The sequence below is a fragment of the Priestia sp. J2 genome (assembly GCF_020790095.1).
Lineage (GTDB): Bacteria > Bacillota > Bacilli > Bacillales > Bacillaceae_H > Priestia > Priestia zanthoxyli.
The window spans coordinates 986822-1001771 of the sequence record NZ_CP086208.1 but is presented as its reverse complement, the minus strand read 5'-3'; the positions used below and the strand labels follow the sequence as shown (position 1 = coordinate 1001771).

Here is a 14950-nt window from a genome sequence, read left to right as displayed (position 1 = left end):
TATACTCCTTATTTACGTGTAACTCAAGTTCACATACTTTTTTAAAGCTGCTTTTCATATGAGCGTACTATTTTTGATTCGTGGTATATTTTGCTATAGTAAAAAAGAAGATATAAAAAAGGAGATGGACGTTAGACATGGCAGAAAAAGTGCAGATTGGAAAATCCGAATTATATGTTAATCCTATTGGACTTGGAACAAACGCTGTAGGAGGACATAACTTATATCCTAACCTAAACGAAGAAGTCGGCAAAGACCTTGTTCATAAGGCGCTAGATAATGGCATAAATTTACTTGATACAGCGTTCATTTATGGTCCTAAACGTTCTGAAGAATTAATTGGCGAAGTGCTAAAAGAACGCGGGAATCGTGAAGAAGCGGTGATCGCTACAAAAGGAGCTCATAAAATTGTTGGAGATGAAGTACTGCTAGACAATTCTCCTGCATTTTTAAAACAGTCGGTTGAAGATAGCTTAAAACGCCTTCAAACAGATTATATCGATTTATATTATATTCACTTTCCAGATAAAAACACACCTAAAGACGAAGCGGTCGGTGCGTTAAAAGAATTAAAAGATGAAGGTAAGATCCGTTCTATTGGCGTATCAAACTTCTCGTTAGATCAGTTAAAAGAAGCAAATAAAGATGGTTATGTAGACGTGGTACAAGGCCAATATAACTTAATTCAGCGAGAAGCAGAAAACGATATTTTACCTTATACGGCTGCAAATCATATTTCATTTATTCCATACTTCCCTCTAGCTGCTGGTTTACTTGCTGGGAAATATGATAAAAATACAAAGTTTAATGACCTGCGCGAAGATATGCCTCATTTTATCGGCGAAGCATTTCAGCAAAACTTAGAAAAAGTAGAGCGTCTTCGTCAAATCTCTAGCGCAAAAGGCGTAGAAGTAGCTCACCTTGTTCTGGCTTGGTACTTAACGCGCGATTCAATTGATGTATTAATTCCAGGAGCAAAACGCGCTGATCAAGTACTTGATAACTTAAAAACATTAGATGTTCAGCTCACTTCTTCTGAAATTAAAGACATTGATCATATTTTTAAATAATACAAAAAGAGCTTTGCCATAGGTAAAGCTCTTTTTTCTATACAATTCCGCTGACTAATAGAACAAAAGCCGTAAAGAAGAATCCCATCTGTACAAAGCTTGTTACGTATTCTTTTGTTTCTTGTTTATATTTCCATTCATCTATGCTTTTCAGCAAAATATTCACGACTAAAAATAGGAAAGATACGATATAAGGCTCCACAAACATAAAGACCATATCGAGTAACAGACAAAGAACAAAAGCTATCGTCACATATTTATCCCATCGTCCTAAAGCTAGACTTTCATACTCATATTTTCCCCAAAATTTGCTGCGAGGGATATCAAGGACTTTTCTTAAAATAAAGTCTGCTAAGACCGCTGCTGCTACAAGTATTATTAATATATACATTGCCATCCCCCCTTCCTTTTTATGGTATCATTTCAACTCGTTTCTGTTAAGGTCTCAGCTACAAAGTGCTTAAACTGCTTTGTTTCTTCCGTTTCACCTTTTGTTACGATATATGTATGTGAAGAAGGTCGGATAATTTTCTGCTGTGAAATGACGCTTAACGTTTGATTTTCAACTTCCTTTTTCACCATAGAAAATGGCAAATAAGATACGCCTAAACCTTCTTCAATAAAGCGCTTTGTAATTTCTACTTGCGTCACAGGAAGCAGCTGAATGCGAGGATAACAAGCCTTGATTTGAAGGAGTAAATCTTCCCAATAAACAGGATGATTATTCGTAAGCAGCCGGTAGGAAGATAACAGCTCCTGTTCCGTACGTGCCTCTGCAGAAAACGGGGCAACTAAGACTGCTTTTTCTTTATGTATTAACTCATAAAAAACGTCTGCCTGACCCGGAAGCATCCTTGTTAATCCAATATCTGACCTTCTGTCGCTGATGTCTTTTCCCACTTGAAACGAATTTGTGATATTAACCGTGACTTCAATATGGGGATATCTCTCTACAAATTGTTTGATTAGACTCGGCAAAACAGATGCTGCTATTTGAGGAGCAGCGGATATAGTCAGTTTTCGGTTATATCCTTGCTTCCATAACTCAAAATTTCCTACTCCTTCTTCATATGCCCTCACCATTTTTTGTGCATGAGGCAAAAAAAAGCGTCCTGCCTCAGTCAGCGTGATATATTTACCTTTTTTTTCAAAAAGCTCAGCACCTAGCTCTTGCTGCAGTCGCTGAATATGCTTTGATACAGCAGGCTGTGTTAAAAATAAATCTTCAGACGCTTGCCTGAAATTTTCATAAGAAGCCGCTATGATGAATGTTTTTAACCATTTGATCTCCATTTTCTTCTCTCCATCTCTTTCTATTCATAACAAACTGGAATCAATACTGCCTATTTTTGTTTATTTTCTTTTCTACCAAACTTCTATACGATATATGTATCTCAATATTACCAAATAAAGGAGCTGTAAAAATGAAAAATAACGTTAAAGAAAAATTTAATGCCCATGCTTCTCAGTATGACGAGCAGCGCCGCAAACTTATTCCTTGTTTTTTTGATTTTTATTCCATTCCCGTTTCTCTTCTTCACTTTTCAAACAAGCCGCTTCGCGTACTTGATATCGGAGCAGGTACAGGATTGTTTTCTTCTTTTGTAAAAGAAAAATACCCAAATGCTCATTTCACGTTGATTGACGTGTCAGATCAAATGCTTGAAAAAGCTAAGGAGCGCTTTAAAAACGAACAGCATATGGAATTTCTTGTATCAGATATAACAAGCTACGAATTTGAGCATTCATTCGACATTGTGATTTCTTCACTTGCTATTCATCATTTAGAAGACGAACAAAAGCAAAAGCTGTATGGGCAAATTTATAATTTGCTGCATACAGGAGGAATATTTATTAATGCCGATCAAGTATTAGGCCATTCTTCTATTATTGAAGAGTTATATAAAAAAGACTGGAGTGAAAGAATTGCCTCAAGCGGATTAACTCATGAGCAAATTGAGGCTGCTCATGAACGTACGAAGTTAGATAAAATGGCAACTTTACATGATCAGTTAAATTGGTTAACAGCAAGCGGGTTCAGCACAGTGGATTGCATCTATAAATTTTTTAATTTTGTTGTAATGTATGCTCAAAAATAACGGTTTAAAAACTACTTGTCTCTTTGCAAGTAGTTTTTTTACTCTGTCCCTCCCTATATTCGAATGAGAATATTTATCTATTTCCACAAAACCACGCATACTTCTTTTCCAGTTTCGTATATCTAATAATAGCTTCGTTCTCCTGAACTTTTAAATTTTTTGTACATAAAACCCATATAAAGTATTTTTATACTATTTTATGTCTTTTTATGGTATAAAAAATACAAATATGTTACAATATGATTACAAAACAATCCATATAGCGCTTTCATTTCTTTACACGAAAATGAAGAACTGGAAAGGATGTGCTGCTTATGTAAATATAAATCCGCTAGATTAGTAAACTTATATTCTTAAAGTTGTACAAAGCATCAAGAAAAACTCAGTTATTCTTATTATTATAAATTCCCGCTAGTAAAGTCTTTCTACTTAATGATTTCCTTATTAAGCGCGTACATACAGGTATAGAAAATGCAGCTATTCGTCTTTTATTTTATTAGTGAAGAATTTATAGCACTGCCGCACCATACGTTTTTCATTAATGCAGCCTAAGGAGGCGCAGCACATGGCAAATAGAATATCACGAACAACAATCGTACTCATAGCGGCTATTCTAGCTCTAGCCTGCTTATTTGTAGGCGTTCCAAAAACAGAAGCTGCTTCAACACCATCTCATTTAATTATCATTAACAAAGCAACAAATAAACTGGCTTATTACCAAAATGGTTCACTTGTCCGAACGTTTTCAGTCGCAACAGGACGCACGCAGTCTCTTACACCAGAAGGGCATTTCAAAGTAGTGAATAAAATTGTCAATCGCCCTTATTACTCAGGGAACATTCCTGGTGGAGACCCTAGAAATCCTCTTGGCAACCGCTGGCTGGGTCTAAATGCAAGAGGTACATACGGCACAACGTATGCTATTCATGGAAATAATAATCCTGCTTCCATTGGCAAATATGTAAGCAGCGGATGCGTTCGTATGTACGATGAAGAAGTGGCATGGTTATTTAGTAAAGTGACCGTCGGTACACCGGTTGTGATTACAACTTCTTCTAAATCATTTAATGACATTGCAGCAGCAAAGGGGTACAACGTTTCTGGAAACTCAGGTTCTACTCCAGCTCCTTCTACAGGAACTGTTTTAAAGAAAGGCAGTAAAGGAAATGCAGTTAAGGAACTTCAGAAGAAGCTAACTTCACTTGGCTATAACACAAAAGGTACGGACGGTGTGTTCGGTGCCAATACAGATTCAGCTGTGCGTAAGTTCCAAAAAGACCACGGCTTAACGGCTGACGGTATTGTCGGGCCAGCGACGTATAAAGCTTTAGGAAACCCTGGAACCAACCCGACACCAACAAATCCAACAAATCCGACAAATCCACCAGCAGATACAACAATTAACACAAAACAAACGCTTAAAAAAGGAAGCAAAGGCAGCAATGTTCAAGCTCTTCAAAAGAAATTAACGGCGCTTGGCTATGATACAAAAGGCACGGACGGTATTTTCGGCGCCAATACTGAAGCTGCTGTGCGTAAGTTTCAAAAAGACAATAAGCTAGCAGTGGACGGCATTGCCGGACCTAATACGTTAACTGCTATTTCTAAACGCTAATAGAGCCTGAAATCAGGCTCTGTTTTTTTATTTATAAACCTCTTTTTACAGGGACTCCTTAATGAACCATTACCCCGTCTTTCTTTTCTACCACATACTTAATCAATTGATAAACGGTTCTCATAAGAATTTGCTGCTGATAGATATCGTTTTTGGCAGGAATTACACTTTCTATTACCCTGCTATATTTATAAGGCTGATCGTCTTCTTTTTCTTTATAAAGAGCTAGCCAGTCCTTACGGGGATTTTTAAGCAGCTGTTCGTTAAAATAGGAATAAACGACGGTTGCGAACTCACCTGCCAACTCTTGAATAACCTGCTGTCGGTCGGTGACCGAATGATAAGTACTTGACCATCCGGACGGCTGACTTAAAAAATGCTCATACACAGATGAAATAACGGCGGACGCAATAGCTGGTACCGGTCCTTCATTCTCTCCTAAGGAAATGTTTAAACACGTTTCTCTGTCCATATAAGGAATGTTCAGCGACTCCATTGCTTCATAAAAAGCCTGCGAGACAGTCAAGTTTAAATAAATAGGATGCAGCTCTTGCTGCTTTTTTCTCGTTTCTGATACTAAAGCTGTCTTTAAGTCTTTATACAGAAAGTGACTCTCTTCGGATTCTTCGTGTACACATTCTAAAATAGACGTATTCCCTACTGTTAAATAGTAATGAAGCTGCTTTCTCATAAGAGGTGAAACGCTTTTAAGCGCACCATCTATAATTTTAGCCATGGCATGTTTTTTAGCATAACCCGTACGGCAGCTTGGAGAGGTAAGCAAATCTCCGTGTGTAACACAAACGTTTACCTTAGCACCGTGCCCATGTACGATGAGCTGCTGAAGAAATTGAATATCTAATTCTTTAAGCCCATGATGTACGTATAAAATAGAAGCTGCTTGTTTAAAAGAATCGTGGATGGTGCCCGTATATTCAACAGATGGATGCTCGCAAATCGCTACCCCTTTTTTAAAAGAAAAAGGGCCGAAAACTTCAATTCTACGAAACAATGGATAAATAAGGCGTCCGTTATTTTCTTCTTCTTCATTTGTTAGCGGATCAAAGAAAGACAGCTCTTTTGCTGTGAGACGGCAGGATATTGGCCAGTCGTCTTCTCCTATTTTCCACGTTCCTTCCTTGTATTCTCTCAACCGAGATTCAATTGCCAGAAGCATTTGCTCAGTGATCTTCCTACATTCAAGCCGCTTATGCCATACCTCTGCAAAATCTCTTCCTTCTTGATCAACAGCGTCTTTTACTATTTCACTTTCTCGTTTAATTGCATCTACAAATTGTTTGAATGAACTATTTTCGTCGCTCATTCTTAAAGGAACATCATCATTAAAATAACGGGCTTTGTATGGGATATCTCCCAAAAGAGCGCGCAGATTAAAAGAGGAATCTCCGTGTAATAATTCAAAGACCAAGTCATAATCCGTGCCTCCTTCAGCATACACTTCAGCGCTTCTTAGTAGGATTTTCTCCAATTGCCTTTGCACTTCACTTCGCGTAAAAAAAGAGACGGCAGCTTCATAGTGTTGAGAATCCTTCACCTTATACGTAGCAGAATAAGCTCCTTTACTGCCTATTCCTAGAAAGCCGCACTCCTTTTTTATACCAAGAAGCTGGCGGATTAAAGATGTTTTGCCGCTTCCTTGTTCTCCTATTACATGAATGTACTCATACTCGCTGTCAATTTGTTCGCTTGTCTTTTTTTCAATATCGTTATAAAAAGCATTCACTACTCGTTCATCATACCTTGCTTTTGCTCTTCCTTTTGCAGTACTTGTCCAAAAATCCTGGACTCTCAGCAGCTCATTCATCTCTTCAACCAACATGTCAATTTCATCGTGTTGCTCTGTATACATAAACCGTTTAACAAACGGGTGCGATCTTCCTCTTTCATCTTTTTTAAACGGATGCTGAAACATAATTGACCAGCCTTTTCGCGTAGGAGACTGACAGGCTTTTGCACGAAAAACTTTCATTCATTTCCCCTTCTTTCCCTAACATTGTCCTATTTGAAATGTATGGATTTTAAAGGGGGGATATGTCTATCATTTTCCTCTTTTTAGAAGGATTTTTCCTGCATTTATCGAAGTAATTAATTGAGGTGATGGGAGAATGTTGACAAAAATTGTGAAATGCAGCATACCGACTGATAAAAAAGCATCTTTTTCATATACGCAACAGCATTGGGCTGCTCTTGCACACGTGAATGGTTTCATTGGCCAATTAGGGGGTTGGAACGTGGAAGATGAAACAGATGCTTGTATTCTAGCTCTGTGGGAAGATGGAACAACTTATCAAGAATTCATGAAGCATACTCATGATTCTATTTTTTATAAAAGCAAGCAGGATCAAACATATACGAATTTGGACGTTTCAACATCAGATCCGTCCTACTTCATCGGAGCACGCTACAATTATTATAGAAGCAGCGCCATTGAAAGCCGTTATTTAGTAAAGACGGAAATTGAAGTCGATTTTTACGACAAAGAAGATATTCATGAGATGGTAAAAAGCTTGATAAATCCTTCTTATCGCTGTTTATCTCACGTTGTATCACCAATCGAGCATAGCAAGCTTGTCATTTTTTCATTATACGGATCTGCTTGTCCACAAAAAACAATTGATACCTTCGTTCATCCAAATGTACTGAACGCGTCTCAATACATATACCAATTAGAGAAAAATTGGAACGTTCTTTCCAATTAAAAAATAGAAGCCTAGGCCCGACGCCAAAGCTTCTATTTTTTTATGATATGAACCTCTTGATTCTGTACGGTAATGACTTCCTCCGTCATTCCTACAAACAAACCGCTTTCTACTACGCCTGGAATCATTGTAAGCTGTTTTTCCAGCAAAGCAGGATTTTCAATTTCTGAAAAATGGCAGTCTAGAATATAATTTCCGTTATCGGTGATAAACGGCGTATGATCATCTAAAAGCCTAAGCTGCGGTACACAACCTGCACTGCGAATATGCTTCGCCGTCATTTCCCAGCCAAAACGTATAACTTCAACAGGAAGAGGAAAAGCTCCTAGCGTCTTCACTATTTTCTTAGAATCCGCAATCACGATAAATCGCTTCGCTGCGTACGCAATCATTTTTTCTCGAAGCAGCGCGCCTCCTCCTCCTTTAATTAAAGAAAGCTCGCTATCCACTTCATCCGCTCCGTCAATTGCTATATCAATATATTCAACATCCGCTAAGGTAACAATAGGAATACCTAGTTTCCTTGCCAGTTCTTCTGTTTTTTGAGAAGTAGGAACCGCTTTGATGTTTAATCCATTTTTTACTCGTTCACCTAGTTTGACAATTGTATAATAAGCTGTTGAACCTGTTCCTAGCCCTACAATCATTCCATCTTCAACAAATTGTGCTGCTTTTTCACCAACTGCTTGTTTTTCAATCATACGAAGGCCTCCTTACTCATATTGTACCCGTTTACATAAAAAAGCAAAAGCATTATGAATCCTTACGAAAAAACTCAGCTGACTATTCAGCTGAGTTTTTTTGAAACTGTGTATTTAGAAGAATTTTTTCTACCCAATACTGCTGTTTTGTACTGTTTGTCTGTTCGCTGCTTTTTAGTTCAAACGTATAGTAAATATACCTGCTTGAATAATCATCATTCACATAAGCATGATAAATGCTATGCTTTCCATCTCTTGTTTGTTTTTTCACATAAATCGTTGCATTTTTACCTTTTAACATGTAATCAGGCTGAAACGCATCCATTTTTTTTTGAGCTGCTTTGCTTTTTTTCTTAGAAAATAAAGCCGTTATTTTCCCAGCATTGTATGAATCATTTTCCTTCGTTGATGCTGTCCATACTTCACTTTCATCTTCACTGCTTTTATAAGAAGATTTATGAATAACATACTGAAGCGGAAACCACATGCTATATTGATTGGTATCCGAAGTAAATAATTCAAATCCATTGTCTGTTTGTTCATGATCGACCAAAAACGTACTCGTAAACTTATCTGCCTGGGCTTCACTTTTAAATTTCCCGCTTTGAAACAGCCAAATTCCTACGGCAATGACCAATGCTCCAGCTACTGATGCGGCTTTTTTTCGATCCATTGTTTCCACACACCTTTTAATACCCCTTTAACTTTCGATAATACCATATTCATGTTTACATCGTCATAAGGAGAAATAACCAAAGGATTATCAAAGCGCACATGCTAATTTAACTAGAGAAAATAAACTTTTTTACAATAGTAAATTTGATAACAGACGCTGAGCTAACAGCCGGTTTGCTTTGCCCGGCTCTATCGTATACGTTATTAATTCCTGCTCGCAAAATGATTAGACCGAATTCACCCACATACATTGTGCAAAAAATGTACTCAACAAAAAAAGAAGTGCTGTATGCACTTCTTTTAGGGGTTAATCTTTAGTCGACTGTTCCTTTGCTTCTGCAATGGCTTTTTTTAAATGTCCGTCATGTTTAGCAAGCAACCGGTGCACTTCATCACCTTCTATAGAAGTAAGAAGCGCAAGGATAGCGGCTTTTGGCGTTTTGTATGTTTGTAAACTTTCGGCTGCCTCTTCTGATGAGACGCCTGTTAGTTCTGCAATAATATTTTTAGCACGCTGGACGAGTTTATCATTAGTCGGCTGTACGTCTACCATTAGATTGCTGTAGACTTTACCAATTTGAATCATAGAAGCCGTCGTCAGCATATTAAGAACAAGCTTTTGAGCAGTTCCGGCTTTCATTCTGGTAGAACCTGTTACAACTTCCGGGCCTGATTCTGCTACTATTGCATAGTTTGCTTCTTGTTCCATAGCTGATTGAGGAGAATTTACAACGCAGCCCGTTACTGCCCCCAGGCTGTTTGCATACGCAAGCGCTGAGAGTGTATAAGGCGTTCTTCCACTTGCAGCTATCCCTACAAGAATATCTTTATTTGATAAATTAATCGCTTTCAAATCTTCTATCGCTTGTTTCTTATTATCTTCTGCTCCTTCTAACGCGTGCCGGAGCGCCTTGTCTCCCCCGGCTATGATCCCAACTACTTGTTCGGCAGGTGTACCGAATGTTGGTACACATTCAGATGCATCTAACACGCCTAGCCGCCCGCTTGTACCTGCTCCGATATAAATCAAACGTCCGCCTTGTTTAAAAGCACTGACAATTTCATCTACTAACAAAGCAATAACAGGCAGTACCTTATTGATTGCCTGAGGCACTTGGTGATCTTCTTCATTAATTTTTTTTACAATTTCCAGGCTTGATAATTCATCAATGTTTAACGTTTGCGGATTGCGTTTTTCTGTTAAGATATGATTTAAGTTCACTGTGATCCCCTGCCTTTTCCACGATCATTTTTTCTCTATTGATACTCTTTCATGAACAGCTGATAAGCTCCTTTAGCAGATGATACTCGCTGTGTTGCCCACTGGATATGCTTTATTTCTTTTTCACATGTTTTTTTATAAACATCAAACACTTCTGGAACTTCCATTAAAATGCTGCCTTTGCATGCCAGCAAGCAGCTCCCTTCAAACCGCTGTTTCTTATACAAATGAAGAGTCATGTTTGCAAGGTTCTTTCCAGCCCGTTGAAGAATGTCACTTGCTTCTTGTTTATAATTTCTCGCTTGATTTACAACAAGCGGAGTGAGTGAAGCAACTTCTGATTTAGGAGATGAATAGACAAACTTTTTTATGTCGTGTATGGTGTCTGCTTTTACATGTTGCAAGATTGTCTGACTAAGGCTGCTGTACGGACGGTTTTGATCATGCTCTTTCGTCAGCAATATCAGTGCTTGAAGACCAATCCAATATCCGCTTCCTTCATCTCCAAGAAGGTGTCCCCACCCTCCACCGTATTCATACACTCCATCTTTTTTACCAATGCTGACAGCTCCAGTTCCTGCAATGGTTAAAATCCCTTCTTTTCCATGCAGTAGTGCTTCATGTGCAATCATGGCGTCATCATATAAATCTACTTCTACTTGATAACGATTATAAAAATATCTTTTTATTTCTTCTTTGGATAATGCTTTACTTCCAGCAAGTCCTAGTGAAATGCCTTTACATGTATGACCAGCAAGCTCAGTTTTGCACGCCATAATACATTCATCAATATGAGTAATAGCCGTGTTGTAATTAATGAGTAAATTGCCGTAACCGCTTTTTGAAGCAGCGAGCTGTTGGCCGTCTAAGCTGTACGCAACGGCTTCTGTTTTTGTTCCCCCGCCGTCAATACCAATAATATAGTCCATTTCATCACCGCTCACAAAAAGCAAATTTATCCCATGGCTGCAGTTCATTTAATAAGAAAATTTCCTCTTCCGCAATGCGGCCTACTACGTTTGTTTTACCTGAGTTCTCCATGTCTAACAGCGCAATTTGCAGCTCTCCTTTGTACTGACCGTAGAGTTCATTTTCTATTAAAATATCGCCTCTTCGAATGGAAGGAGTATGCGTAGGCTTGAATTCTTCTTTTTTATATTTTACTCGGCTTTGCGTAGAGCGAATTAAATAATCCGATACGTCTCCACGGTAAAAATGAAACTCTTCTAGCACAATTTTTTTCTCAAGCTCGGTAATCGTATCATACAGGTTCACATTAAAGGTAAAGCGCTCTTGCTGAACAACATCACGCAGCGCCTTCATTTCTTCTTCCGATGCATAAGCATTCGCAATGATTGCACAATCAATTAATCCCGTTTTAAAAAGATGCTTAGCCTGCACGTCGATCGGAAGCGTGCGATGCATTTCAAGCGTACAAAGCCCTTCAGTAACAGGCCACGGTCCAAAAGTAGCGCTTGGTGAATTAATAAACGCTGCTGTTTCAAGGTTATGTTCTTTAAACAACGCTGAACACTTCATAAAGTGATCATACGACAATCCCGCATATCGATGAGGATAGAAGTTGTGCGACCCCAATAGCTGTTTTCGATTCGGCTGGTAACTTAAAATATTATCAACATACTTTGTTGCATTACTCATATTAATTTCAATTTTTAAGCCGTATGGATTAAAGGTCATAATGGACTCTTCATTTCCCGTATAGCCTAGATCAAGACGAATAGCATAAGCCCCTAATTCGTGAAAAAAAGATAGATCATCATAAGAAATGCCGAGCGCTCCAAATACGCGAGGAGCGATATCCACTACTACTTCCATCTCTAGCTCATTGGCAAACTCAATGATTTCTTTAAAATTTGCCATTACTTTTTTCTGATCGCCTTCAACAGAAAGCAAGCACGTAAAAATGCGGGTAAATCCGTATTGATGCGCAAGTGCTATATACGCTTTATCTTTTTCCACAGTCGAATGTTCCGGATAAATCGCAATACCTAGCTTTTTCATTGATTTTCGCCTTCTTTTTTAAATTTTTTAATAAGCTTAATCATATGTTCAATTAATTTTTGCTCTGAAATAGCCGTCATTAAATGATCTTGTGCGTGAATTAAAAGCAGCGACTTTTCAATTGTTTTTCCGTTCAATTCACGTTGAATAAGCGCAGTTTGCGTTTTATGAGCATGACTGAGCTCTTCTTGAGACTGCTTTAAAAGTTCGTCAGCTTTATTAAAATCATAATCTTCAGCTGCTTCTAACGCTTCATATGCCAGTGACCTAGCATTTCCTCCGTATGCAATAAGTTCAAAAATTTCATTTTCCATATTTGCTGCTTCTGTCATTTCTTCCATCCCCTTTTTTATAGTGGTGCAGGCGTAATGTTTCCTAATATTACAGGAGACAAAGCACCGGTTGCACTTGGTACATTGCTTGGATAACCTGCAAGTGTTTCATTTGCGAGCACCGCAAAAGCTACGGCTTCTTTTGCTTCTGAAGACATCCCTATTTCTTCTTGTGTATACACACTGCAGCGCTTCCCTAGCTTGGCTTTAATCATATTCATCAGCGTATTGTTATAACTTCCGCCTCCTCCAATAATCACTTCGTCAATAGAATAGGCAGGAAAAATAAATGTTTCATAGTGATGTACAATGGATGATGCCGTGAACATGGTAATCGTAGCTAGCAAATCTTCTTTTTTATGGTTGCTATATTTCTCTAGCAGTCTCCTTGTGTACTGTGTACCGAACAGCTCTCTTCCCGTCGATTTAGGAGGAGAAAGATTCATGTAATCATGGTTCATACAGTCTTCTAAAAGCTCTGAAATAATAGTTCCTCCAGCTGCTAAACACCCATTTTCATCAAATGAAACATGAAAAAGCTGCTGACACGCTTCATCTATCATCATATTTCCCGGCCCCGTATCAAAAGCTACTACGGGTATAGGAGAGTGTTTTGGCGGAATCAACGTTACATTCCCAATACCTCCAATGTTTTGAAGCAGCCTTGTACGGTCAGCGTGGCTGTACAAAATTCGTTCGGTGTGAGGAACTAACGGAGCACCTTGCCCGCCCGCTGCCATGTCCATCACTCTGAAGTTTGCCACTACCTTCGTTTTAGTTTCATAGGCAATAACAGCGGGCTCTCCAATTTGGAGTGTAGACATCGCTGTATTTCCTGAAGCATACGGCTGATGGTAAATGGTTTGACCATGCGATCCGATGACATCTACTTGTTCAAGAGAAAACCCGGCTTTTTGGCACACTCTTTTCACTGCATCTGCAAACGCGTAGCCAAGTTTAAAATTCAAGCTGCAGATCAGCTGTACATTTGAATGTTCGAGAGAAAGCGCCTGTTCAATTTCTTTTTTTAACGGCGGTGAAAACGGCATGGTAATGAACTGAAGAAGCTTAACTTTACTTCCATAGCCGCTTCCTTCAATCTCCACAAGAGCTGCATCAATTCCGTCCAGTGACGTTCCTGACATAAGTCCAACAGCATACATACTACGCATTCACTTCCTTAAAAAAAGCGGGTAAATAGTTGCGATGAGCTTGAAGCAGTTCGTCTAACACTGACTTAGCCAGTTCGTCACTTGGAACAAGCGGATTAATGGTCAGGGCAACCAGCGCTTTTTCGTAAGATCCTGTAACCGCGGCTTCTGCTCCTACTCGTTCAAACGATTTAATTTGCTGCACAAGTCCATTCACTTCTACCGGAAGTTCACCGACAGCGAGCGGTACTGGCCCTTGCTTTTTTACTACACAGTTTACTTCAACCGCAGATTCGTTTGGGAGTGAGGAAATAGCTCCATTGTTTTTTACATTTAATGTTTGAATATCACCTTTATCGTTATAAATGGATGAAATTAAATTACATGCGGCATCGCTGTAGTAAGCACCCCCTCGTTTTTCCAACTGCGGAGGCTTCATTTCTAGATTTGGATTTTTATAGAGTTCAAAAAGCTCGGCTTCTAATACTTTGACCACTTCAGCGCGTGTGGTACCTGACTGAAAGGCCAGAAGCTCTTCTGCTAATATTTCTTTTGTTTTATAGTAGTAGCGGTGATAAGGACATAAAATCACGCCAAGAGCTTCCAAAAAGTCCGGTTGCCACGGAATAGGAGCTATGTTTTTCATTGTTACTTGAGAGTTTGGATCACTTAAACGCCGAATGACTTCTTTTGTTACTTCCTTTCCTTTTGCATACACATGCAGTCCATATACCAAGTGATTTAACCCTGCAAATTCAATGTGAACATCTTCTTTTTCTACTTGAAGCAAGCCCGCGATGGAGTTTTTCATATGTACAGGCAGGTTACAAACTCCTACTACTTTAGAATGCTTTCCGTAGCGAAGCAGCGCCTCCGTTACCATACCTGCAGGATTTGTAAAATTAATAAGCCAGGCGTTTGGACAAACTTCGTGTATTTCCTCGGCAATTTTCAACAAAACCGGTATCGTTCGTAAGCCCTTAAATAATCCTCCCGCCCCGTTTGTCTCTTGACCAATCATTCCGTACTTAAGAGGGATGCGTTCATCTTGAATACGCGCATCAAGCTGACCTACTCTAAGCTGTGTCGTTACAAAATCAGCATTTATCAACGCTTTTTGTCGATCAAGCGTTAAATGAATTTTCATATCAACACCTGCTTTTTTGACCATTCTTCTCGCAAGTGCTCCTACAATTTCAAGTTTCTCTTTTCCTTCTTCAACATCTACAAGCCATAGCTCTCGAATTGGAAGCTCATCATATCGTTTAATAAACCCTTCGACCAATTCCGGTGTATAGCTTGATCCTCCCCCAATTGTCACTACTTTCATTTTTTGCCCCTCC

The 14950-nt window shown here is 38.9% G+C and carries 15 protein-coding genes; 4 read left to right on the top strand and 11 right to left on the bottom strand.

All coding sequences use genetic code 11. The features are described 5' to 3' along the window. The first annotated feature begins 137 nt into the window (after positions 1-137). Complete coding sequence (locus tag LJY09_RS05160) at positions 138-1070, top strand: aldo/keto reductase (protein WP_098999743.1); 933 nt, start codon at positions 138-140, stop codon at positions 1068-1070. Between the two features lie 37 nt (positions 1071-1107). Here the strand turns inward: LJY09_RS05160 and LJY09_RS05155 are convergent, their stop codons facing one another. Together LJY09_RS05155 and LJY09_RS05150 are read right to left on the bottom strand one after the other, a co-directional pair. Beyond that, positions 1108-1461, bottom strand: a complete 354-nt coding sequence (locus LJY09_RS05155; RefSeq protein WP_098999744.1) for a DUF4181 domain-containing protein — start codon at positions 1459-1461, stop codon at positions 1108-1110. A gap of 32 nt (positions 1462-1493) precedes the next feature. Next, positions 1494-2363, bottom strand: a complete 870-nt coding sequence (locus LJY09_RS05150) for a LysR family transcriptional regulator (RefSeq protein ID WP_154989474.1) — start codon at positions 2361-2363, stop codon at positions 1494-1496. A 131-nt stretch (positions 2364-2494) separates the two neighbouring features. Here LJY09_RS05150 and LJY09_RS05145 point away from each other — a divergent pair, with 131 nt between their 5' ends. Both LJY09_RS05145 and LJY09_RS05140 read left to right on the top strand, forming a co-directional pair. Beyond that, a complete protein-coding gene (locus tag LJY09_RS05145) occupies positions 2495-3169 on the top strand; it encodes a class I SAM-dependent methyltransferase (protein WP_154989476.1) in 675 nt (224 codons plus the stop codon). A gap of 565 nt (positions 3170-3734) precedes the next feature. Beyond that, complete coding sequence (locus LJY09_RS05140; protein WP_323134968.1) at positions 3735-4784, top strand: L,D-transpeptidase family protein; 1050 nt, start codon at positions 3735-3737, stop codon at positions 4782-4784. Positions 4785-4842: 58 nt separating this feature from the next. On the opposite strand, the gene LJY09_RS05130 is transcribed toward LJY09_RS05140, so the two are convergent. Next, complete coding sequence (locus LJY09_RS05130; RefSeq protein WP_228307517.1) at positions 4843-6774, bottom strand: hypothetical protein; 1932 nt, start codon at positions 6772-6774, stop codon at positions 4843-4845. A gap of 136 nt (positions 6775-6910) precedes the next feature. On the opposite strand from LJY09_RS05130, the gene LJY09_RS05125 reads away from it, so the two are divergent. Continuing rightward, entirely contained in the window at positions 6911-7504 is a 594-nt protein-coding gene (locus LJY09_RS05125; RefSeq protein WP_013055735.1) for a YdbC family protein, read from the top strand. Positions 7505-7536: 32 nt separating this feature from the next. Here the strand turns inward: LJY09_RS05125 and rpiA are convergent, their stop codons facing one another. The 8 genes from rpiA to LJY09_RS05085 all read right to left on the bottom strand — a co-directional run bounded on the left by rpiA (position 7537) and on the right by LJY09_RS05085 (position 14937). Next, positions 7537-8205, bottom strand: a complete 669-nt coding sequence (gene rpiA, locus LJY09_RS05120) for a ribose-5-phosphate isomerase RpiA (RefSeq protein ID WP_033578214.1) — start codon at positions 8203-8205, stop codon at positions 7537-7539. A gap of 82 nt (positions 8206-8287) precedes the next feature. Continuing rightward, complete coding sequence (locus tag LJY09_RS05115) at positions 8288-8878, bottom strand: hypothetical protein (RefSeq protein WP_098113749.1); 591 nt, start codon at positions 8876-8878, stop codon at positions 8288-8290. 309 nt (positions 8879-9187) lie between these two features. After that, entirely contained in the window at positions 9188-10102 is a 915-nt protein-coding gene (gene murQ / locus LJY09_RS05110) for an N-acetylmuramic acid 6-phosphate etherase (protein WP_049163109.1), read from the bottom strand. A 35-nt stretch (positions 10103-10137) separates the two neighbouring features. Continuing rightward, the gene (locus LJY09_RS05105; RefSeq protein WP_049166334.1) at positions 10138-11031 is read right to left on the bottom strand and encodes a BadF/BadG/BcrA/BcrD ATPase family protein; all 894 of its coding nucleotides are present in this window, start codon (positions 11029-11031) and stop codon (positions 10138-10140) included. 4 nt (positions 11032-11035) lie between these two features. Beyond that, entirely contained in the window at positions 11036-12124 is a 1089-nt protein-coding gene (locus LJY09_RS05100) for a DUF871 domain-containing protein (RefSeq protein WP_228307516.1), read from the bottom strand. Beyond that, entirely contained in the window at positions 12121-12456 is a 336-nt protein-coding gene (locus LJY09_RS05095; protein WP_013055725.1) for a PTS lactose/cellobiose transporter subunit IIA, read from the bottom strand. The genes LJY09_RS05100 and LJY09_RS05095 overlap by 4 nt, the downstream gene beginning before the upstream one ends. Before the next feature lie 17 nt (positions 12457-12473). Next, on the bottom strand, positions 12474-13619 hold the full coding sequence (gene anmK / locus LJY09_RS05090; protein WP_228307515.1) for an anhydro-N-acetylmuramic acid kinase AnmK: 1146 nt from the start codon (positions 13617-13619) through the stop codon (positions 12474-12476). 1 nt (position 13620) lies between these two features. Next, entirely contained in the window at positions 13621-14937 is a 1317-nt protein-coding gene (locus LJY09_RS05085; protein ID WP_228307514.1) for a 6-phospho-beta-glucosidase, read from the bottom strand. Between the last annotated feature and the right edge of the window lie 13 nt (positions 14938-14950).

Excerpts from the sequence above, each read along its gene's own strand:
- LJY09_RS05160 (WP_098999743.1), top strand. The coding sequence starts at position 138 with ATGGCAGAAAAAGTGCAGATTGGAAAATCCGAATTATATGTTAATCCT.
- LJY09_RS05155 (WP_098999744.1), bottom strand. The coding sequence starts at position 1,461 with ATGTATATATTAATAATACTTGTAGCAGCAGCGGTCTTAGCAGACTTT.
- LJY09_RS05150 (WP_154989474.1), bottom strand. The coding sequence starts at position 2,363 with ATGGAGATCAAATGGTTAAAAACATTCATCATAGCGGCTTCTTATGAA.
- LJY09_RS05145 (WP_154989476.1), top strand. The coding sequence starts at position 2,495 with ATGAAAAATAACGTTAAAGAAAAATTTAATGCCCATGCTTCTCAGTAT.
- LJY09_RS05140 (WP_323134968.1), top strand. The coding sequence starts at position 3,735 with ATGGCAAATAGAATATCACGAACAACAATCGTACTCATAGCGGCTATT.
- LJY09_RS05130 (WP_228307517.1), bottom strand. The coding sequence starts at position 6,774 with ATGAAAGTTTTTCGTGCAAAAGCCTGTCAGTCTCCTACGCGAAAAGGC.
- LJY09_RS05125 (WP_013055735.1), top strand. The coding sequence starts at position 6,911 with ATGTTGACAAAAATTGTGAAATGCAGCATACCGACTGATAAAAAAGCA.
- rpiA (WP_033578214.1), bottom strand. The coding sequence starts at position 8,205 with ATGATTGAAAAACAAGCAGTTGGTGAAAAAGCAGCACAATTTGTTGAA.
- LJY09_RS05115 (WP_098113749.1), bottom strand. The coding sequence starts at position 8,878 with ATGGATCGAAAAAAAGCCGCATCAGTAGCTGGAGCATTGGTCATTGCC.
- LJY09_RS05105 (WP_049166334.1), bottom strand. The coding sequence starts at position 11,031 with ATGGACTATATTATTGGTATTGACGGCGGGGGAACAAAAACAGAAGCC.
- LJY09_RS05100 (WP_228307516.1), bottom strand. The coding sequence starts at position 12,124 with ATGAAAAAGCTAGGTATTGCGATTTATCCGGAACATTCGACTGTGGAA.
- LJY09_RS05095 (WP_013055725.1), bottom strand. The coding sequence starts at position 12,456 with ATGACAGAAGCAGCAAATATGGAAAATGAAATTTTTGAACTTATTGCA.
- anmK (WP_228307515.1), bottom strand. The coding sequence starts at position 13,619 with ATGTATGCTGTTGGACTTATGTCAGGAACGTCACTGGACGGAATTGAT.
- LJY09_RS05085 (WP_228307514.1), bottom strand. The coding sequence starts at position 14,937 with ATGAAAGTAGTGACAATTGGGGGAGGATCAAGCTATACACCGGAATTG.